At 56.3% G+C, this 19,818-nt stretch carries 19 protein-coding genes; 6 read left to right on the forward strand and 13 right to left on the reverse strand.

Going from position 1 to position 19,818, the window contains the following annotated elements; genetic code table 11:
• Window positions 1-92: 92 nt before the first annotated feature.
• On the reverse strand, window positions 93-1,025 hold the full coding sequence (locus ATI45_RS06875; RefSeq protein ID WP_098418834.1) for a formate/nitrite transporter family protein: 933 nt from the start codon (window positions 1,023-1,025) through the stop codon (window positions 93-95).
• A gap of 287 nt (window positions 1,026-1,312) precedes the next feature.
• Here ATI45_RS06875 and ATI45_RS06880 point away from each other — a divergent pair, with 287 nt between their 5' ends.
• From ATI45_RS06880 to ATI45_RS06905, 6 genes are all read left to right on the forward strand, one after another.
• Window positions 1,313-1,966, forward strand: a complete 654-nt coding sequence (locus tag ATI45_RS06880) for an ABC transporter permease (RefSeq protein WP_098418835.1) — start codon at window positions 1,313-1,315, stop codon at window positions 1,964-1,966.
• Window positions 1,953-3,182 carry an ATP-binding cassette domain-containing protein gene (locus tag ATI45_RS06885; protein WP_098418836.1) on the forward strand — a complete coding sequence of 410 codons (1,230 nt, stop codon included), beginning with the start codon at window positions 1,953-1,955 and terminating at the stop codon, window positions 3,180-3,182. Before ATI45_RS06880 ends, ATI45_RS06885 begins: the two co-directional genes overlap by 14 nt.
• Complete coding sequence (locus ATI45_RS06890) at window positions 3,175-3,942, forward strand: ABC transporter permease (protein ID WP_098418837.1); 768 nt, start codon at window positions 3,175-3,177, stop codon at window positions 3,940-3,942. Before ATI45_RS06885 ends, ATI45_RS06890 begins: the two co-directional genes overlap by 8 nt.
• Before the next feature lie 3 nt (window positions 3,943-3,945).
• Window positions 3,946-4,962, forward strand: a complete 1,017-nt coding sequence (locus ATI45_RS06895; protein ID WP_098418838.1) for a glycine betaine ABC transporter substrate-binding protein — start codon at window positions 3,946-3,948, stop codon at window positions 4,960-4,962.
• Between the two features lie 279 nt (window positions 4,963-5,241).
• Window positions 5,242-6,273: a zinc-dependent alcohol dehydrogenase family protein gene (locus tag ATI45_RS06900; RefSeq protein WP_098418839.1), complete on the forward strand. Its 1,032-nt coding sequence runs from the start codon at window positions 5,242-5,244 to the stop codon at window positions 6,271-6,273.
• A gap of 184 nt (window positions 6,274-6,457) precedes the next feature.
• Window positions 6,458-7,477 carry an ATP-grasp domain-containing protein gene (locus ATI45_RS06905; RefSeq protein ID WP_098418840.1) on the forward strand — a complete coding sequence of 340 codons (1,020 nt, stop codon included), beginning with the start codon at window positions 6,458-6,460 and terminating at the stop codon, window positions 7,475-7,477.
• Window positions 7,478-7,577: 100 nt separating this feature from the next.
• Here ATI45_RS06905 and ATI45_RS06910 read toward each other — a convergent pair whose 3' ends face one another.
• From ATI45_RS06910 to guaB, 12 genes are all read right to left on the reverse strand, one after another.
• Entirely contained in the window at window positions 7,578-8,813 is a 1,236-nt protein-coding gene (locus tag ATI45_RS06910; RefSeq protein ID WP_098418841.1) for a TerD family protein, read from the reverse strand.
• A gap of 57 nt (window positions 8,814-8,870) precedes the next feature.
• A complete protein-coding gene (locus ATI45_RS06915; RefSeq protein WP_098418842.1) occupies window positions 8,871-9,449 on the reverse strand; it encodes a TerD family protein in 579 nt (192 codons plus the stop codon).
• Window positions 9,450-9,554: 105 nt separating this feature from the next.
• Window positions 9,555-10,541, reverse strand: a complete 987-nt coding sequence (locus ATI45_RS06920; protein WP_098418843.1) for a calcium/sodium antiporter — start codon at window positions 10,539-10,541, stop codon at window positions 9,555-9,557.
• A 59-nt stretch (window positions 10,542-10,600) separates the two neighbouring features.
• Window positions 10,601-11,050: a tellurite resistance TerB family protein gene (locus ATI45_RS06925; protein WP_098418844.1), complete on the reverse strand. Its 450-nt coding sequence runs from the start codon at window positions 11,048-11,050 to the stop codon at window positions 10,601-10,603.
• 13 nt (window positions 11,051-11,063) lie between these two features.
• Window positions 11,064-11,651 carry a TerD family protein gene (locus ATI45_RS06930; protein ID WP_098418845.1) on the reverse strand — a complete coding sequence of 196 codons (588 nt, stop codon included), beginning with the start codon at window positions 11,649-11,651 and terminating at the stop codon, window positions 11,064-11,066.
• A gap of 96 nt (window positions 11,652-11,747) precedes the next feature.
• Complete coding sequence (locus ATI45_RS06935; protein WP_098418846.1) at window positions 11,748-12,692, reverse strand: HpcH/HpaI aldolase/citrate lyase family protein; 945 nt, start codon at window positions 12,690-12,692, stop codon at window positions 11,748-11,750.
• Entirely contained in the window at window positions 12,689-13,810 is a 1,122-nt protein-coding gene (locus ATI45_RS06940) for a cysteine protease StiP family protein (RefSeq protein WP_098418847.1), read from the reverse strand. Before ATI45_RS06940 ends, ATI45_RS06935 begins: the two co-directional genes overlap by 4 nt.
• The gene (locus tag ATI45_RS06945) at window positions 13,807-14,553 is read right to left on the reverse strand and encodes a hypothetical protein (RefSeq protein ID WP_228735947.1); all 747 of its coding nucleotides are present in this window, start codon (window positions 14,551-14,553) and stop codon (window positions 13,807-13,809) included. Before ATI45_RS06945 ends, ATI45_RS06940 begins: the two co-directional genes overlap by 4 nt.
• Window positions 14,554-14,570: 17 nt before the next feature.
• Window positions 14,571-15,782 (reverse strand): phosphoribosyltransferase domain-containing protein, encoded by a 1,212-nt coding sequence (locus ATI45_RS06950; RefSeq protein ID WP_098418849.1) that lies wholly within the window; start codon window positions 15,780-15,782, stop codon window positions 14,571-14,573.
• Window positions 15,783-15,786: 4 nt separating this feature from the next.
• The gene (locus ATI45_RS06955; RefSeq protein WP_098418850.1) at window positions 15,787-16,425 is read right to left on the reverse strand and encodes a DUF1523 family protein; all 639 of its coding nucleotides are present in this window, start codon (window positions 16,423-16,425) and stop codon (window positions 15,787-15,789) included.
• Between the two features lie 208 nt (window positions 16,426-16,633).
• Window positions 16,634-18,211, reverse strand: a complete 1,578-nt coding sequence (guaA, locus tag ATI45_RS06960; RefSeq protein WP_098418851.1) for a glutamine-hydrolyzing GMP synthase — start codon at window positions 18,209-18,211, stop codon at window positions 16,634-16,636.
• Between the two features lie 63 nt (window positions 18,212-18,274).
• A complete protein-coding gene (guaB, locus tag ATI45_RS06965) occupies window positions 18,275-19,738 on the reverse strand; it encodes an IMP dehydrogenase (protein WP_098418852.1) in 1,464 nt (487 codons plus the stop codon).
• Window positions 19,739-19,818 lie beyond the last annotated feature (80 nt).

Below are 19,818 nucleotides of genomic sequence, written 5' to 3' on the forward strand. Positions count from 1 at the left end.
CAATATCTATCTTGCCTATGAGATTCTCCTGGTTGTAACCCGCCTGGACTATCTTGATTCTTACTCAACGAGCGCCTTCTTGGTGCGACTTATCACATTTCTTCATGAACCTGGCCATAGGCCAGCATCGCAAACAAACCTGTACCGCCCAAAATGTTGCCGATGAGTACCGGGGCAATATGGTAGATAAAGGCGGTAAAAATATTCATGTCCCCGTTGAGCACCAGAGTGAAAATTTCGTTCGAACCAGCAATAACGTGGGTAAAACCACCGGCCGCGATCAGCCAGGTGAACATGATGATCACCAGTACCTTGGACCCTTTCGCAGACGGCAGCATCCACACCATGGCGGCTATGAAAAAGCCCGAGGGAATACCGCGCAAAAACGTCTCGGTCGGCGTCAGTGTTGCCAAGTGGCGCGATATCTCAAGGATTGCTGCAAGGGTGTCAGCGGGAAGGATGCTTTCGTGGATGGCCATGGCGGCGGTTAAAAACGTGCCACACAAGTTGGCCGCGAGCACAATTGCCCACAGGCGCGCGGCGTTATAAAACTGTTTGCGGGTGGGGTCGGCCAGAACCGGCAGAACCACGGTAATGGTGTTCTCCGTGAACAGTTGGAGCCGGCATAGAATGACCAGCACAAACCCGAACGCGTAGCCCAGGCTTTCAATTAACGTCAGGTAGGGGTGATCTGAGCCTATGTTGGCGCGAATAATTCCCTCGACAAGGACCGACGTTGAAATCCCCACCCCAGCTGCCACGCCGGACCACCAAAGCGAGATATTAGGACGTTGCAGCTCCTCTTCGCCCTCGCGCAGGATAACGGAATAGATAGCCAGCGACGACAAACCGCCATGTTCGGCCACCGAGTCACGCTCTTTCGGAGCCAGTGACTTCTCGCTCGACGTTGGTGTCTGTTCGCGGGATTCGCGATCCTGAGCCTTGGCGCGAGACGCATGCTCGTCCGCGGCGTCCTTGGCTTTCTTTTCGGAGGAGGTATCCCGATTAGCTTCTCCGTCACTCATTTAACTGTCCTTTGGCCACCAAAAAGCGCTTGTGTTGCTGCAAAATTTAACCCTCTGGAAAATGGCTTTCAGTCACTATGATAGTTTAGATCCTGTATTTGGACATAAGCGTCTCTGATTATTAGAAAAATGCTGCACGGAATGCCAGAAACCGTCCTCCAGCGCCACTCACATCCACTTTCTTCAATGAATTCGTGGCAAGTCTGCCTATAATATTCTCCAGGTAATGCTTTTTATTGGCACAGATCCTGCTAGTCTTAGTGCCCAACCCTTCAAGGAGAAATCAGTTGGCGCTCTTGAATTTCATAATCGACCGGTCGGACCAAATCTGGCTCGCGTCCTGGCAACATTTATCACTCGTGGTGCAATCCCTGACGTTAGCAGTCGCACTGTCATTGATTCTCGCCTTCCTCGTTTATAACAGCCAAAGATTGAGCGCGATGGCAAATGGACTGTCTGCAGTGGGGCTAACCATTCCCTCTTTTGCGTTGATAGGCCTTCTTATTGCTCCACTCGGGTTTGGCGTGACACCGTCAATGGTGGTTGTCACCTTTTTTGCCGTACTGCCAATTTTGCGCAATGCGGTCGTCGGGCTTAGCGGTGTTGACAAAGCCATTGTCGAATCGGCACGTGGCATTGGTATCGGCCGTATCCGCACGATGCTGACCATCGAACTTCCGCTGGCGTGGCCAATCATTCTCACCGGCGTCAGAATATCGGCTCAGATGACGATGGGTGTTGCTGCCGTGGCCGCCTACGTTCTGGGCCCCGGGCTTGGGAGTTTTATCTTCTCCGGGCTGTCACGGCTGGGTGGAGCAAATTCACTCGAGGCCGTTGTGGTCGGTGTGGTTGGCGTTATCCTATTGGCTTTCATTCTAGATCTTCTTCTTGTCGGCATTGGCCGCCTGACTATCTCGCGAGGTATTCGTGTCAGCAACTAACACTACACAGAGCAACGATCAGGCCTCACGTACCATCCTGCTCGACAAGGTAACCAAGCACTACCCGGGGCAATTGAAACCCGCCGTTGACGGCCTTACGCTGGAAATACCCGCCGGCAAGATCGTGATGCTGGTTGGTCCCTCCGGGTGTGGCAAAACAACGACGCTAAAGATGATCAATCGGCTTATTGAGCCAACGTCAGGTCGCATTATGCTGGGGGACGAAGACGTCACTGATCTGGACGGCGACAAACTCAGACGTCGAATGGGTTACGTGATCCAGGCCGGCGGCCTGTTTCCACATATGACAGTGGCCGCGAACATCGCGATTGTCCCCAAGATGCTGGGCTGGTCGAAAGGCGCAATTTCCAAGCGGATCGATGAACTGCTGGATCTGGTGTCGCTCGACCCTGCGCTCTACCGCGATCGTTACCCGAAAGAGCTGTCCGGAGGCCAGCAGCAGCGGATTGGCGTAGCCCGTGCGCTGGCAGCAGACCCCCCGGTGCTGCTGATGGATGAGCCGTTTGGAGCCGTCGACCCGATCACACGACAGCGCTTGCAGGACGAGCTAATCCGGATTCAGGAAGAGGTGCAGAAGACGATCGTTTTTGTCACCCACGACTTCGATGAAGCAGTAAAATTGGGTGACTGGATTGTGATCTTTGGCGAAGACGGGCAGATCGTACAATATGACAGCCCGGAACGGATTCTGGCGCAGCCGGCAAATGATTTTGTTGCAGATTTCATCGGCGCAGGTGCGGGGCTCAAACAACTGACGCTGGCCCGGGTGCGAGACGTTCAGCTTGCCGACCCAGTTACCGCTTCGCCCGGTGAGAAAGGCGCGGATGTGCTGGCGCGCGTGCATCAGACCAATCACGATTATGTCGTTATCACTGACGGCCGGGGACGCCCTATAAGCTGGCTTTCGCGGCGCCAACTGTCGCGCCTAGACACCATCGATAAATCGGAAAACCCCGATCTACCGCTGGTGGCAGAGGGGTCCACGCTGAACGATGCACTCGACGCCATGCTGGCCTCCAGGCTCGGCGCCGCCTTGGTTACCAATCGCAGCAAAGCTCTGGTTGGGATGATCACGTTCGATATTGTCATGAAGTCCATCAACCAACTGCGCGCTGACGTGCAAACGGCCGATGACGAGTCGCCGGTTGGCACCAATACTGGCTCTCCGGAAGTCTCAGAGGTGCCAAATGATTGATGCTGCGCGCAACAAGGTGGCCGCCAGCGACGCGGGCGGCACAAACGGGCGCAGCCTGGTTATTCAACTCGTTGCAATCCTGCTGGCTCTGGCCGCTTTTGCAATCTGGCTGGCGACGGCGAACCTGTCTTCAACGGAACGGGCCACTCTTAATCCTTCCGCTTTACTGGCCTATACCGGCGAGCACCTGGCGCTGACGTTTGTTTCGATCATTATTGTTCTGACGATCACTATCCCGCTGGGAATTCTGCTGACGCGGCGACCGTTCGTTCGCGCCAGCGGCACCATTCTGGCCATCGCCAATTTTGGCCAGGCGGCGCCGATCATCGGATTAGTGGTGCTGCTTGCGTTTTGGCTCGGATTTACATTCTGGACGGCTGTGGTCGCTCTGGTTGCCTACGCCGCACTGCCCGTGCTGAGAAATACCATGATCGGCATTCAGAGCGTGGACGCCCAGCTGGTTGAAGCGGGCCGGGGCATGGGCATGAGTGCGACTTCGGTGTTGCTGCGCGTTGAATTGCCACTCGCAGTACCAGTGATGCTGTCCGGTATCCGCACCGCCCTTGTGTTGGTGGTGGGCTCGGCAACACTTGCGACATTTATTGGCGCTGGGGGCCTGGGGCTTCTGATTACCACCGGTGTGAACCTGTTCCTACCCAGCGTACTGGTGTCAGGTGCCCTGCTCGTCGCACTACTTGCCCTGTTCATCGACTGGATCGGTCGTGTGTTCGAACACTACGCGCGCCCAAAAGGACTTTAGATTATGACCGTTCGCCATCACACGCACGCCATACGCCGCAGCACATTTACAGGTGCCGGGCTCGCGGCAGCGCTGTCGCTTGCAGGATGCGGCCTGGAGCCGGCAGGCTCCTTCGTTCCCGCTGCCGCACCCGGTTCAATACAGGCCATTGAGGGCCTGCCCGCCAGCGCAGCTATTACCATTACTTCCAAGAACTACACCGAAGCGCTAATCCTCGGCAAAATGGCTGTACTTGCGGCAAAAGTGGCCGGTTTTCAGGTTACCGATATGTCGAATGTACCAGGCAGTGTGGCTGTGCGCGAGCTGATGCTCAACGGCGATGTCGATTTTGTCTGGGATTATACCGGAACAGGCTGGCTGGCCTATCTCGGCAACGAAGCAGGAATACCCGGTGAGCGCCCGCAGTACGAGGCGGTTCGCGACGCCGACCTGAAAAATGGCATAACCTGGCTGGAGCCCGCGAAACTTAACAACACCTACGCATTTGCCGTAAAAGCCAGCGCGGTGCCTGAACTTAATGGCATCACCAAGCTATCAGAAATTAAAGACCTACCGCTGAGCGAGCGCTCGTTTTGCGTGGAGTCGGAATTCAATTCGCGGCAGGATGGCTTCAAACCCATGCTGGAAGAATATGATCTTACGCTGGGTAGCGCAGACGGTGTGAACCCGTCCAATGTCAAAATTCTCGACACCGGCACCATCTACGAGGCCACCGCTCGCGGTTCGTGTAACTTTGGTGAGGTCTTCGCCACAGACGGTCGCATCGTGGCGCTTGATCTGGTGGTTTTGGAGGATGACAGAGCCTTCTTCCCCGCCTACAACGTGGCCCCGGTGGTGCGCAGCGAAACCCTAAAAAAATACCCGCAACTGCAACAGATTTTTGCCCAGATTTCCTCGAAGCTGACAAATTCGCAGCAGCAGACACTCAACTCCCGCGTTGATGTTGATGGCGAGGAGCCTGCCTTTGTGGCCTTCGACTGGATGCAGGCAGAAGGTCTGATCACTGTGCCTGTGAAGTGAATTCGATGTACATGTTATACCCAACTTTGAACACCCAGAACCGCTTGTATTACTGCAAGATCTAGCCTGCTGGAAAGTTATCTTCAGTGTATGATAGCCTAGAATTTGCCATTTAAGCGGGCCTCTAATGGGTGATGTCGATGGTTTCAACGGCACACACTGTCGTTGTCCACCAGCCTTGCTCCTGATGTAAATCAAGATGTCCGCGTGCAATATGTGTAACGTTGGAATGATGATATTTGGCATTCGCGGCTTTGCACCTTCAAAGGAGAACGTGTCATGAAAGCAATGGTATTTCACGGACCGGGCAAACGCAGTTGGGAAGAAAAGCCCAAGCCAGAAATCGAAAAGGCCACGGATGCGGTAGTACGCATTACCCATACCACCATCTGCGGCACTGACTTGCACATCCTGAAAGGTGATGTGCCGGCGGTAACAGTGGGCCGCATTCTGGGTCACGAAGGCCTTGGCGTGGTGGAAGAAATTGGTAGCGGCGTAAGCAACATCAAGGTTGGAGACGAGGTATTGATCTCCGCTGTCACCTCTTGCGGTCGTTGCGACTACTGCAAACGCGGCATTTATGCCCATTGCCGCGACGGTGGCTGGATTCTTGGTCATCTTATTGACGGCACCCAAGCGGATTATGTGCGCATCCCCCATGCAGATAACAGCTTGCATATGTTGCCCAAAGGCATGGACCCCGCTGCAGCCCTTATGCTTAGTGATATCCTGCCCACCGGACATGAAATTGGAGCCCTGGCCGGCGAGGTCAAGCTAGGCGACACTGTGGCCATCGTCGGAGCGGGCCCCATAGGGCTGGCAGCTCTGATGACCTCACGCTTTTACTCGCCAGCACGGCTGATCATGATTGATCCGGACGAAAATCGTCTGGCCATGGCCAAGATGCTCGGAGCCACTGACACCATCGCCAAGAACCCGGTTGAAGCCATCAAAGAGTTGACCAACGGTGAAGGCGTCGACGTAGCTATGGAGGCAGTAGGCTACCCCGAAACCTTTGATATCTGCCAAGATATTATTCGCCCAGGCGGCTTTATTGCCAATATAGGCGTGCATGGCAAGAGCGTCGAATTCAAGCTGCAGGACTTGTGGATCAAAAACATCACTGTGCGCACCGGACTGGTAAGCACCAATACCATTCCAGTATTGATGAAGTTCGTTGAAAGCGGCGGCGTTACGCCTGCAGATCTGGTTACGCACCGCTTCAAACTCAACGAGATTGAAAAGGCTTACGACATCTTCAGCAATGCGGCGAAGGAGCAAGCTATCAAGATGTTGCTTACCGCCGAATGAGGCTGAAAATCTAGCTAAAAACAAAACTGGACTACTTTGTGCCCTTCTTTTCACCGTTACGCCGGAAGAGCTGGCGTGACGGTGATATTGGACACTGAGTATAATGTTCGCCCGTAATTCGGGCTATTACTGGATGGAAATCCTGGGTCAGTATTGTGCAGTCATCAACCGCTAGGAATCTTTCTTGCGAATTCTCTTTAATCACAATATCTCCGGCGCTGCCGACCTGATCGACCTGATGCGCCGCGCGCAGCCAGGTCTTCACGTTATCGCGACCCATGAGCGGCGCGACACTCCGATCGCCCTTGCGGCGGACCGACTGTTACCAGAGCCGGCCGAGACCCGGTTGATGAGCCCGGACGCCTATGCAGACTGGCTGCTCCAGGTAGCGCTCGCGGAGGGGGCTGAGCTAGTTCTGCCTTATCGGCGGCGTGAGGAGCTGGCCGGGTTTCGAGACCGGTTCAGCGCGCGCGGGGTCCGTCTATTGACCGCCTCGGACTCGAACACGATACGATTCCTTGAGGAAAAGCCGTCACTCCTTGCCCGAATGGAGGCAGCCGGGGTCCCGGTCACCCCGTTCAGACGTTTCGAGGGGGCTGACGAGTACGAATGTCTGCGCGCGGAAGGCAGCCTCTTCCCAGATCACCCAGGCCAGCTGTGCGTGAAACCCGCTTCCGGCATTTACGGGGCCGGGTTTCGGATTATCCAAGACGAGCTGCCTGCCATGGCCCTACTCTCTGATCTCTCGGCGCTCGAACTGCCGGATATTGCGTTTCGGGCACTGCTTGGAGCACTGCCCCAGCCAGAGCCGATGATGCTAATGCCGTTCCTGGAAGGGCCGGAACGGAGCGTCGACTTCTCTTGCCACGAGGGGCGCCTTCTCGGGACGGTGACCCGGATCAAAGCGGGGACTTCGCAGCTGCTTCTTCATGACCCCTACGGTGAGGAGCTAGCCCAACTCGTCGCCCAGACATTCAGACTGACAGGCATTCTGAACCTACAGACAATTGAGGACACGGCCGGAACGCAAAGGCTAATGGAAGTGAACACTCGCGCCTCAGGTGGGATCGGAATGACCGGGCTAACAGACGTTAACCTACCTGCACTCTTGCTTGATTCCATCGTCGGGGTAAGATCGGATCTGCCGGCACGGGTCACCGGAGAGGTACAGGCGGGGCGGCGCGAACTGTTCTGGGCGGTTTAAGAGAGCGCTCAATACAATAAAACGTTCGGGCTCTCGAAAACCTGTTCTTTTACGCCACCCCGGACTTCCTGCAGCTGTTGTTTACTCAAATCATCTCTGGTTATTTGCGGCCGGCGGTCCAGCGGAATCCCCAGTCGTACTGTTTGTCCAGAGCCTTATGGCCACTGTGGAAAGTGACCTGCCGGGAGACGCGTACCTGACCGTCATGATTGTCTATGCCAACCACCGCGCACATGCTGCCAGACTGTTCGAACTCGTTCATCCGGATTTCGACTTCCGGCTGCCCGGGAACCAACACTCGAACAATGCCGTCCGTTTCCTTCCAATTCGGGACGCCTTCGTAAATAAATGCGTAAACAAGAACGCGCTTGATATCTGCCCAACGGTCCCCGTTGATCTCAAGCCACTCTCCGTCTGAAGTGGAGCCAGTACGATCATCCCCGAGCAGTCGCACAAAGGGAGCCTGTTGGAAGTCACCAAAACCATTACCCAGCGCCTGAACAACATGTTTCTTCCCATCCCGCGTCTCTACGAACGCGCCCAGGTCAAGGTCGATCGCGGCTGGGCCCCGCGAGAAAAAGCCGGTTTTTTTCTGGGTCTGGCTTTGATTCCAGTTCAGGTTGATCTGCATTTTTCCGAAGCGGCCGCCCTCTTTCTTCAAAGAAACCGTGTTGTTCTGTTTGGTCAAACTCACTTTCGAGAGGTTGACCGAACTTGTTGACGGCGGGGGCACGGAGGTCGGGGCTGGACTTGGACTTGGAGTCGGAGCTGGACTTGGAGGAGGCGCGGGGGTCGGAGCAGGCGCAGGCGGCGGAGTAGGGGCAGACGGCGCCGACTCGGCAATCTCGACGCCAAGGTGTTTCGCCAACGCAGCGAGCCCACCGTTAAACCCTTGCCCAACAACCCTGATTTTCCAGGCTCCGTTGCGCTGGTAAAGCTCGGCCAAAATAAGCGCCGTCTCTGTCATACCCGCGCAGGGAATGGCACCCCGAACTCCGCCCGCATCCAGTGTAATCTCTGGGACTCGGGAAAAAGAGGCCCGATTCTCGTGAATCGTGGCGGTGAACACCACCTTTTCTACCCCGGCTGGAACTCGGCCAAGCCCCACGGCAAACCGAGCCTCGCCGTTTTCAGAGCCAGTAAACGCCACAGCGCCCCCGGCAACCGATGGCTGTCCGTAGAAACACATATCCCCATCTGACCGAACTTTGCCTGACGCAGTGACCAGAAAAGCGGACACATCGATATCCGCACCCGGTATTGTGCCATGGCGGATCAGAACGGTTAGGTCATTCGAGGAAACGGGCGCGTTTGCGCCAGGGCCCATGACAGTCATCAGAAACTCCTTAATAAACCGGTGCGGGCCACCCCAAAATGGCGACCCGCCCCCGAACTAGCCGATGTTCACGCCGTGTGCCGTGGCCAGTGGCCCTAGGCCGCCCGCAAAGCCGGCGCCAATTGCCTTCATTTTCCACTCTTCGTTATGCCGATAGATCTCACCAAAGATCATAGCGGTCTCGGTTGAGTAGTCTTCGGAGAGGTCGTACTTCGCAAGTTCAGCGCCGCCGTTCTGATTGACAATGCGCATAAACGCATTGCTAACCTGGCCAAAGTTCTGATTTTTCTTTTCAGCTTCGTGAATCGTCACTACGAAAACCAGCTTTTTGACGTCCGCCGGGATTTTTGACAGATCGATCTTGACTTGCTCGTCGTCACCTTCACCTTCGCCGGTGCGGTTGTCGCCGAGGTGCTCAACAGCGCCGCCAAGCCCGCTCAGATTTCTGTAAAAAATGAAATCCTCGTCGGAACGCACCTTGCCGTTTTCACCGCAGATAAATACTGACGCGTCCAGGTCAAATTCTGTGCCGTCAGTAACGCGCGGGTCCCAGCCAAGACCAACCAGGATGGAAGTGAGACCCGGAGCCTCTTTAGAAAGCGAAACGTTGCCACCTTTACTAAGAGAAATTGCCATGTCGTTTTCCTTTGCGAAATGTAAGTTGTAACCCGCCCGAATCAGACAGGTCAAGATTACAGGTTGCTACCAAACTCTTTGTACATCGTTATAAATAGTTGTGCATCAAGGGGCCGCGACCCCAACGAATGCGTCAGCCACTCCGCTGTACTGAGCGAAAGTGAACAGAAGATAAGAAACCGCCATGATCCCGCCAGCAATGCGGCCAATTCGACCGACAAACAGCAGGAAGAGCGCGAACACAAACGTTACGGCAAGAACGATCAGCAGGTCAAATTGACCGAACCGCGGATCGATCACCAGTGGCTTCACTACCGCCGTAATCGCCATCACCGACAGGATGTTGAAAATATTCGATCCAACAATTCCGCCAATGATCATATCCGACTGCCCCTTACGAGCCGCCGCGACGCAGGCGGTCAGCTCAGGCAGGGAGGTCCCGAATGCAATCACGGTCATCCCGATCACGGCTTCAGGAACGCCCAGAGCGAATCCGCCGGCAACCGCTCCTTGAACCAGTACTTCCGACCCGATCACAAGCGTTGCAATTCCGATCGTGACCATAACAAAAGGATTCCCGGGACTCGCGTCTTCGCCCTCCTCGTCTTCGTCAACTTCGATTTTACTTGCTTTGTACTGGTAGGTCACATAGGCAACAATGGCGAAAACCATCGCCAGACCTGCCCAGCGAGGAAGAATCCCGGCCCAGACCGCTGCTGCCATAGCGGCGGTGGCGAAAATCATCACCAGAGTGTCGACCTGAGCTTTTTTACGGTCAAACACGATTGGGGCGATCATTGCCGAGATACCAATTACCATCAACACGTTCGCGATGTTGGACCCGATCACGTTGCCAACCGAGATGCCTGCAAAGCCGCTGATGTTTGCGTTCACCGATGTGAACAGCTCCGGCGCCGAGGTACCAAAAGCAACAATGGTCGCCGCAATGAACATCTTTGAAAGGCCAGACCTTTCAGCAATACGAACCGATGAATCGATCGTGAGATCGCCACCTTTAACAAGAAGCCATACCCCGAAAAAAATAGCACCCAGCGCAATGACCGCGAGCTGATAGGTGGTTAATCCGTCCATTTATGATTCCGTTTGTCAAAAAAATGAGGGCGGCATGAGCGCCCTCGTTGAATTGCTGATTAAAGATCGAAATCGGCGGGTTTTAGCCCAAGCTCCACACAAATCTCGCGCACGACAGCCTTTTCGTCATCATCAAAGGTTCCGTCTGACGCACCGATCGCGCAGGCAACACGAACCATAACCCTGCCTTGCTCTTCGTTATCACGAAGGCGGCCGATCACTTTGAGCGCCTCGGCCTTGCCGATCGCCGCATCGAAATCAAAATTCGCGATCACCTTCTCGAAGTAGGCAATTACGTCGGGCATCTCAAAATGCTTGAGTTCGTCCGAGTTCCGCATGTACCCCGCCATCTTCTGTTTTTCGTCAGAGGATACGGTTCCATCCGCCGCCGCCACCAGGGCACAGGAGGAAACAACGGCCTCCATAAAGGTGCGATTGCGAAACTTCGATACTTCCGCCGTCAGGCGGGTGCGGGCTTCATTACTTTTGTCTTTCAACCAGTTCAACATCGTTAAGCTCCTGCTAAATGACAGATTTCGAAACGCCAACCAGATCGTCTACGGTGCGACCGGTGGCCTGAACGCCGTGGGCCGTCATGCTCCAGCCGTCGCTGCCTTTTGATAAAGACGCCATAACAACGCCGGTGTGCGCGCCTTGCTCGCGCAGCGTGTACGAGCAAATTTCACGCTGGTTGGTGTCGTCTACCAGCCGCGCGACTGCGTTATCGACTTCATTGAAGGTCTGACCGCGAAAGCTGTTAACGGTGAAAACCAAGTGCGCAGCCTTTGCGTCCAGGCGGGACAGATCGACCCGAATCACTTCGTCATCTCCGTCGCCTTCACCGGTCAAATTGTCGCCGTCATGGGTGATAGCACCGTTTGATGATTTGAGTTTGGTGAAACAGACTCTGTCAATTTCGTTCTTCGCGCTGTCAAAAACCAGTACGCTTGCGTCCAGATCAATGGCCGAGGCGCCTCCACCAAACAGCTTCGACAGGAAGCCGCCGCTGCTTTTCACCGGATCCCAACCCAGCCCCATAAAAACACGGGACAGCCCCGGATTGTCTTTTGACAGGCTTATTGCCTGGCCTTTCGATAAAGAAATACTCATTTTTTAATTCCTTTTATGGCTTTGAAAAACAGTACAATTTTCTGCATCTGTTGTGCAATGCTTTTTCCATTCCTTAATTAATCCTAATTTAACCTTTCAACCGGTACCGGTCTCTCGGTTATAACGGGCCTGCCCATACGAGTGACATCCGAACCGGTCCGCGCGCGCCAGTGTGCGGCGTGCCCAAGCGGCATGCGTTGCAGGCTCGCACATAACGCCACCAATCTGAAACACGGCACTCGCGTCCCGATCAAGGATTGCTTTGGCGGCACGGAGGTCTTCCTCCGATACGGAGAGCGCGCCTTCAATGATCGGGACCTGAGCCGGGTGGATGGCGGTTTTTGAGACGAATCCCATTTGCACATCGCGTTCCACCTCACGGCGCAACGTCTCCGTGTCTTCAATAATGTCAAAGACCGGGGCAGAAACGGGAATCCCGGCCGGGATAAGGATCGACGCCGCCATCGATAAAAACCAGCCAAGCGGACCCTCGTAGGCCGTCATGCCACGCACCCGACGCAGCGCCATCGAACCCAGAAGATCGTTCCCACCAATCCGGACCGCGGCGATTCGGTCCGGCCCGGCCCTCAGCAATAGATCCCGAAATTGAATCAGCCGGGCCGGATCGAAAAATTCCGGCGTCTCAAGCGTTGGCATGAGCTTCAGGGTGGTTCCTGACAACAGCGAAATCCAGTCCGGGGCGGTTTCAGGCCGAGCCTTTGGCAGTACAAAACCATCAATCTGGGTAATGCCGTCAATTGCCCGAAGCCGGCACGCCATGTCATAAGACCGGGGCCGGATGAAAACCTGTGGCCGGCTGTCAATGCTACCAAGACGGGTCTTTAGCAGTTCTGTCAGGGTTCGGATGCCCTGTTCAATGTCCTCCTCACGCATCGCGTCCTCCAGGCAAAGGACAATCGATGAGGCTGGCGACGTTGCCAATCCTGACACTATGTCTGGCACCTTCGGATGTATGGCGGGCATGTAGAGGGTAGCCCCCAACTTATAAGCCGAAAACATATGAGACCCAAAGTCAGTCATTTAGTTTCCCTGATGAGCGTAATCGCCCGGTAAGGCCCGGTGAGGTCAGGCGCCTCAATCAGATTGACCCCGTCCTGACGGCAAAGGTGAATGAGCGCCGCAAGGTCTGGGTCTTCGCTGAGCGATCGAACCAGAACGCATTCTGGTCGGCGCCGCAGAACCGCCCTTGTGGCCTCCGCAATGCCTGGCTTGATGCGGTTGCGGTTGTGCACTCCGAACCGTTTGGCAACCGCCGCAACAGTGCGGTCCGCCTCTGTGCGGAACCTTACGGCCGCGGACGAATCCGCCTCTGGCTCCAGATCAACCCGGCCCGCCAGCGCCGACAAGGCTGCATCCACCCGGTCGACGAACGAACGCGACAGGTCAATGTCAGCAAGGTGATCCAGCACAATGCAGCCGTGATAGTCCCCGGGGCCTATCAGGTCGGACCGGAGGATAGAGCGGGAGATAAGACCAGACACGTTACCGCCAAGAATGCCGGAGGGGATCAGCCAGTCCTCGCGGGATCCGCAGAGATTTGCGCGACCGCAAGGATCGGCGATCACGGCAAGCATTGGTTCCCGGTCAGTGAGAGCACGCCAAGACTCCGCCAGCTCCGCCGTGATGGCCCCTTTACCTGTCCACCCGTCAACGAAGATCACCCCGTCAACCGGGCGCCGCGCAAGCACTTCCACCATGGCCGCCTCGTCGAGGCCCCGATCGCGGATGATCGAGATCCCGAAATGGGCGACATCAGCGCCCAACCGAACCAGATCGCGCTTAAGCAAAACACCGTAAGGCACTCCGGCGCGAACAAGGCTGCACAAGGTAATTTCTTGGTTCAACCGGCCCTGCTGGACCAGATCAAGAATTTGCCCCGCCAGGGAACGGATGTCTCGGGCAAGCCGCGGCACTCCAAGCCGGCAAGACTCCTCGAACAGAGACAGGTAACGGGCATCCGGGCGCCGCTCCTCAGAAATCATTTCCGAGTAGTGGGTCGCGCCGGTTTGAATCCGGCGCTCTTTCTCCTCCACCGGGGTGGGTGCAAGCGCGACCGGCTTCAGCAGAAACTCCACGTCTGTCGACAGATAGCTGCCTGAAAAAGGACGTTTTTCGGTATCAGTCAGTGGGCGGTTCAAGGTGTTAGGTCTCCATCGGTCATCCGCGCCATGAGGTCTGCAATCTGCGACCCGGACGGGGTCATGATGAAATCGCAGAGACCCATGAACGGAAGGTCCGTCAGGCTGTCTCCAATGCCGATCAGCGGCGCCCCGCCGCCGTCTCTGATGCTGTCTATCAGATGCCGACAGGCTTCCCGCTTTGAGATGCCTATTGGCGTGAACGAGAGATTATTGCCATTTGCGTGCTGCTGCAGACCGGACAAGTCGAACCGGCTTGCGAGGCGTTCCGCTGCGGCGGTGATTCCGCTTCGAACCTCTGCCACCCCGGTCGCGTTCATTTTCACGCAGAAATAGACCGGCGCGCCGTACTCTTCGACGATCCAGCTGCGGGCCGCTGATCCAAGCTCCGCGCCAATAAGCGCAGACATGTCGAGCAGCAACGTTTCTGCGCTGCGCCCAATGTGCGCCGTGTGCGCGAGCCAGGCAGGGTCTGCAACGCCCTCGGCGTTCAAAATCACCGCCCCGTTGGCCAGAATAGCGCGCCGGGTGCCAAAATCGAGATGAACCCGGGAAAAGGCGTCGGTGCTACGGGCAGTCACCGGAATCACCGCCCCGGTTGCCCTCAGCGCCGAGAGCAGGCCCTGCTGCGCCGGGTTCATATGGCCATGGTGGCCATTGGTCGCGGTGGTTACCCGCGTAAAGGCTTCGCCCTGCGGATGTTTGTGAGATGATCGAAAAAGAGTGTCGTCAAGATCCGTCAAGTAGATACATTGGCCCATTACGTCTCGAACTCCGTCACTTGGCCGGCTCCGTTAATGATGTGCCCGCGCCCGAGATAGGCCCGGAGCGTTGGGCAGATTCCGTCATCGCCGGTTTCGGTCATGATGATGACTCGAGCGCAGGGGCGTTCGGGGACATTGTGAAGATACATAGGTACGCCTACCCGGTAATGGTCTGGAAACGTCACTTTGTGCCGGATAACCTCTCCGTTGAGGATCGGCGACCGGGTGGTCGCAACGAACGTTACATCCGCTCCTTCCTGCTCAAGGCGTTCAGCCAGCAGCATCGGACCCCAAACGTGCTCGCCGGTCCCGATCACAAGAACGGCGTCGCCTGGGGCCACCGCCGGCAGAGCGGCCGGAATCAAGGGCCGCATCGGTTCCATCATCGATTCAATAATCGGCTCCATCTGAAGCCCGAGCCGCGGCGCGTGAAACAGCAGATTCGGCACAGGATTCGGGTTCGGAACCCAGGCCGGAAGTGTCGCATCCCCGGCCCAGACCGGAACAGCCGGAAGCGTTGCTTTCGCGTCCTGCTCCCATCGCCATTCCCCTCGAACTAAAGAGAACGCGTCCACCGGGATACCAGGGCACAGCTCCATAATTGCCTGGGCGGCTCGTCCGTTGGACCAGTCGGTCAGGGTCAGAAGTAGAACACGTTTAACGTCTACCCCGCCGTCATGAACCGCCTTGAACAAAGCCGCAAAGGTGTTTCCGGTGGTCGTCTCGTCATCCACAAGAACAAGCGTTCTTGCAAGCCCGCTTGAAAGCTCGCACGACGTTGGCGCCATCACATGATGTGCAGTGGCGTGACTGTGCCCTTCCGAGAAGCTGACCCATTCCCGACTCGCAACCGGGTGGCGGGTGGTCGACAGGTAAAGAATATCCGCTTCGGGCCGGCGCTCCCGGATGCGCCGAGCCGCGGCCGCTCCGATTCCAACCGCCGTCTCCGCGTAACCCATCACCAAAAGGGGGCCATCAAGCAGAGCATCGGGAATTTGATCGACGATCGCATTGACCGCATCAAAATGGTCCCGCGGTCTGACGGGGATATGGCGCCCGAGTACGGTGGAAACAAAAAGAAAGCTGCGCTTCGGGTTGATTCGCTCCGCAATCCGGAATAATTCGCCGTCCGTCGGGGCTGCGCTGGTCCGCAGTTCAAGAACCCCCGTGTTCAGGGGATGTCGCGTGATAACCGGTGTTTGTTGCATCCGTTCAGTCGTCCCTCTCCGACTTATCGGACCGGCTCGACGTTTGCTGGTCGCGCTTCAGCCATTTGTCATCCCCCGCATCGCTTGCCGAGGATGACTTTGAGGATGATGAGGGCGAAGACGAGGGAGTATTATTTCCACTCGCAGACGTGTGACGGGCACGCAATTCCATGAACTTACCGGACGCACGCTTCAATGCACGACGCGCTATAAACGCCAAGACCAAAAGAAGCACCAGTATGACTATGTTGAAAATCGGGATATGACGGTACCCGGGCTCGACAGGCCAGACTGACGTCGCATTCGGAAACATCGAAAAAAGCGGGAGCCGCCAGCCGTAATGGCGAATAGCAACGGCCGTGCCCTTCTCTTCGCGGGCAAAGACAGCCGCTTGCGTCTGAAGATTCGCGGAGTTGATCTTAAAATAAAGCCATGCGTCTTCGTTGCGGAACACGCGGACTTCGTCGCCGCCGATCAGCCGGGTTTGAATCATGTAAACGTCTCGGGTTCCCACCTCTACATCGGTGCGCTTGACCTCAACGCCGATCACCTCGACAACGGAGACCCGCGGCAACACATAATACAGGGCCAGGCCCATAACGATCAGGACAAACCCGATCAGGATAATTTTGAGTTTCTTCATGTGCAGTTTCCTAGAGTTCTATTTCGCTCTGACAATCTTTTGGACTTCAGCCTAACAGCCTGAGTGAGTGTGTCACAGCGATGCTGCCCGGTCTTGCAGGAGTTTAATCGACTGCGTTAAAACGCTGCTGCAGAGATTGAGCAAACGGATCAAAAAAAACCGACACAGCTGTGTCGGTTTTTTTATCAGGCGATCTTTATGGCCAACGTTATTCCCACTCTATGGTCGCCGGCGGCTTGGACGACACATCGTAAGTCACCCGTGATACGCCGCTGATTTCGTTGATAATGCGGTTAGACACGGTTTCCAGCAGTTCGTACGGCAGATGCGCCCAGCGTGCGGTCATGAAATCGATGGTTTCTACAGCGCGCAGTGCAATCACCCATTCGTAGCGGCGGGCGTCGCCTACTACGCCTACCGATTTCACCGGCAGGAAGACCGCAAAGGCCTGACTGGTTTTGTGGTAATAATCGGCGCGGTGCAGCTCTTCCAGGAAGATGGCGTCAGCGCGGCGCAAGATGTCGGCGTAGTCTTTTTTCACTTCGCCGAGAATGCGCACGCCCAGGCCCGGCCCCGGGAACGGATGGCGGTAGACCATGTCGTACGGCAAACCCAGCTCGAGACCAATACGGCGCACTTCGTCTTTGAAGAGTTCGCGCAGGGGCTCGACCAATTTCAGTTTCATGGTTTCCGGCAAGCCACCCACATTGTGGTGAGATTTGATCACGTGGGACTTGCCGGTTTTGGACGCAGCCGATTCGATCACGTCCGGATAAATAGTGCCTTGGGCCAGCCAGTGAACATTCTGAATGCGGGTAGCTTCTTCATCGAACACGTCGATGAAGGTGTTACCAATCACTTTGCGCTTTTGTTCGGGATCGCTGACGCCTTTGAGATTGTTCAGAAAGCGTTCTTCAGCGTCGGCGCGAATGACTTTTACGCCCATGCTGCTGCCGAACATATCCATCACCTGGTCGCCTTCATTCAGGCGTAGCAGGCCGTTATCAACAAACACACAGGTTAGCTGATCGCCGATGGCTTTGTGCAGCAGCGCCGCGGTCACCGAGGAATCTACCCCGCCAGACAGGCCCAGCAGTACTTTGTCGGTGCCGACCTGTTCGCGGATCTTTTGCACGGCGTCGTCGACAATTTTGGCCGGCGTCCACAGGGCTTCGCAGCCGCAGATGTTCATCACGAAGTGTTCCAGAATGCGCTTACCCTGCAAGGTATGGGTCACTTCCGGATGGAACTGCAGGCCGTAAAGGTGGCGCGACACATCCTGCATGGCTGCAATAGGTGCGCTTTCGGTGGAGGCCAGCAGTTCGAAACCTTCGGGCATGGCAACCACTTTGTCACCGTGGCTCATCCACACGTCCAGCAGAGATTCGCCGGTCACGGTCAGGTGGTCGGTGATGTCTTGTAGCAGTGGGCCCTTGGCGCGTACTTTTATCTGAGCGTAACCAAATTCGCGTTTTTCCGAGCTGGCCACCCGGCCGCCCAGCTGCTCTGCCATGGTTTGCATGCCGTAGCAAATACCCAATATAGGAATACCACGATCAAACAGGCCGTCAGGCGCGCGCGCGCCACCCAGCTCGGTGACCGACTCAGGACCACCGGCCAGCAGAATACCCTTGGGGTTGAACGCTTCGAGCTCTTCAGTACTGATGTCAAAAGCGCGCACTTCGCAATAAACGCCGATGTCCCGCACCCGGCGGGCAATCAGCTGGGTGTACTGGGAACCGAAATCTAGAATCAGGATGCGGTGATCGTGAATGTCGTGGGCCATGGAATCCTCGGGGAAATTAGCAATGCGGCCCCAACAATGGGGCCGCATAAAAACAACCTGTAATCAGCTAACGCGGTAGTTCGGTGCTTCTTTGGTGATGGTCACATCGTGAACGTGACTCTCGCGCATACCGGCACCGGTGATGCGCACAAACCGGGGCTTGTTGCGCATATCGGTTATGGTGGCACTGCCGGTGTAACCCATCGCGGCGCGCAGGCCGCCCATCAGCTGATGAATAATGTTGCGCATCGGACCCTTACAAGCGACGCGGCCTTCAATACCTTCCGGAACCAGTTTTTCTATGCCTTTGCTGGCATCCTGAAAATACCGGTCGCTGGAACCCTGGCCCATGGCGCCAATTGAACCCATGCCCCGATAGGCCTTGTAACTGCGGCCCTGGAACAGCTCGATTTCACCCGGGGCTTCGTCGGTGCCGGCCAGCAGGCTGCCGATCATCACACAGTGGGCGCCGGCCGCAATCGCCTTGGCAATATCACCGGAGAAGCGCAAACCACCGTCGGCAATCAGCGGAACGTCGGTGTTTTTAAGGGCCTCAGCCACGCTGGATACCGCTGAAATCTGCGGCACACCCACACCGGCTACAATGCGGGTGGTACAGATGGAGCCCGGGCCGATACCCACCTTAACCGCGTCTGCGCCGGCGTCAACCAAGGCAAGGGCAGCCTCAGCTGTGGCAATATTGCCGCCAATCACCTGCAGCTCGGGGTAATGTTCCTTTATCCAGCGCACACGATCGAGCACACCGCGGGAATGGCCGTGAGCCGTATCCACCACAATCACATCAACACCGGCTTCCGCCAGAGCTATCACACGGGCTTCGGTGTCGCCGCCGGTGCCGACGGCCGCACCAACACGCAGGCGGCCCTGATCGTCTTTACTCGCCAGCGGGTAGTCTTTGGACTTCTGGATGTCTTTTGCTGTGACCAGCCCGCGCAGCTGGAAGTTGTCGTTTACCACCAAAACTTTTTCAATGCGGTGGCGGTGCAGGAGTTCTTTCACTGATTCCAGATCGGCGCCTTCTTTCACCGTAACCAGTTTTTCCTTAGGCGTCATGATGTCACGCACCAGCGTGTCCATGCTGCTCTCAAAGCGGATATCGCGACCCGTTACAATACCCACCAGTTCGCTGCCGTCTACGACCGGCAGGCCGGAAATGTTATTGGCCATGGTAATTTCAACCAGCTCGCGTACGGTGTTCTCGGGCTTGACCGTAATCGGGTCTTTTACCACCCCGCTTTCAAACTTTTTTACCTTACGCACTGCGGCGGCCTGCTGCTCGGCGCTCATATTTTTGTGCATAATGCCGATGCCGCCTTCCTGGGCCATGGCAATCGCCAGCTCTGCGTCTGTTACTGTGTCCATGGCCGCCGACACCAGCGGGATATTCAGCATGATGGTGCGTGTCAGGCGGGTGCGAAGATCGGCTTCGTGAGGCAGAACCTCGGAGTAACCGGGCACCAACAGTACGTCATCAAATGTCAGAGCTTCTTCGGCAATTCGCAGCATTGGGATCGGCCTTTTAACGTGCTAAATTTAAACCTTGGCAGGGGCATTGAAGGTGCCTCTGCCAAGTAGAATTCTTAATC

Source organism: Marinobacter sp. LV10MA510-1 (assembly GCF_002563885.1).
Lineage (GTDB): Bacteria > Pseudomonadota > Gammaproteobacteria > Pseudomonadales > Oleiphilaceae > Marinobacter.

Coding starts and splice junctions, on each gene's coding strand:
- ATI45_RS06875 (WP_098418834.1), bottom strand. CDS start 1,025: ATGAGTGACGGAGAAGCTAATCGGGATACCTCCTCCGAAAAGAAAGCC.
- ATI45_RS06890 (WP_098418837.1), top strand. CDS start 3,175: ATGATTGATGCTGCGCGCAACAAGGTGGCCGCCAGCGACGCGGGCGGC.
- ATI45_RS06895 (WP_098418838.1), top strand. CDS start 3,946: ATGACCGTTCGCCATCACACGCACGCCATACGCCGCAGCACATTTACA.
- ATI45_RS06900 (WP_098418839.1), top strand. CDS start 5,242: ATGAAAGCAATGGTATTTCACGGACCGGGCAAACGCAGTTGGGAAGAA.
- ATI45_RS06910 (WP_098418841.1), bottom strand. CDS start 8,813: ATGACTGTCATGGGCCCTGGCGCAAACGCGCCCGTTTCCTCGAATGAC.
- ATI45_RS06915 (WP_098418842.1), bottom strand. CDS start 9,449: ATGGCAATTTCTCTTAGTAAAGGTGGCAACGTTTCGCTTTCTAAAGAG.
- ATI45_RS06920 (WP_098418843.1), bottom strand. CDS start 10,541: ATGGACGGATTAACCACCTATCAGCTCGCGGTCATTGCGCTGGGTGCT.
- ATI45_RS06925 (WP_098418844.1), bottom strand. CDS start 11,050: ATGTTGAACTGGTTGAAAGACAAAAGTAATGAAGCCCGCACCCGCCTG.
- ATI45_RS06930 (WP_098418845.1), bottom strand. CDS start 11,651: ATGAGTATTTCTTTATCGAAAGGCCAGGCAATAAGCCTGTCAAAAGAC.
- ATI45_RS06935 (WP_098418846.1), bottom strand. CDS start 12,692: ATGACTGACTTTGGGTCTCATATGTTTTCGGCTTATAAGTTGGGGGCT.
- ATI45_RS06950 (WP_098418849.1), bottom strand. CDS start 15,782: ATGCAACAAACACCGGTTATCACGCGACATCCCCTGAACACGGGGGTT.
- ATI45_RS06955 (WP_098418850.1), bottom strand. CDS start 16,425: ATGAAGAAACTCAAAATTATCCTGATCGGGTTTGTCCTGATCGTTATG.
- guaA (WP_098418851.1), bottom strand. CDS start 18,211: ATGGCCCACGACATTCACGATCACCGCATCCTGATTCTAGATTTCGGT.
- guaB (WP_098418852.1), bottom strand. CDS start 19,738: ATGCTGCGAATTGCCGAAGAAGCTCTGACATTTGATGACGTACTGTTG.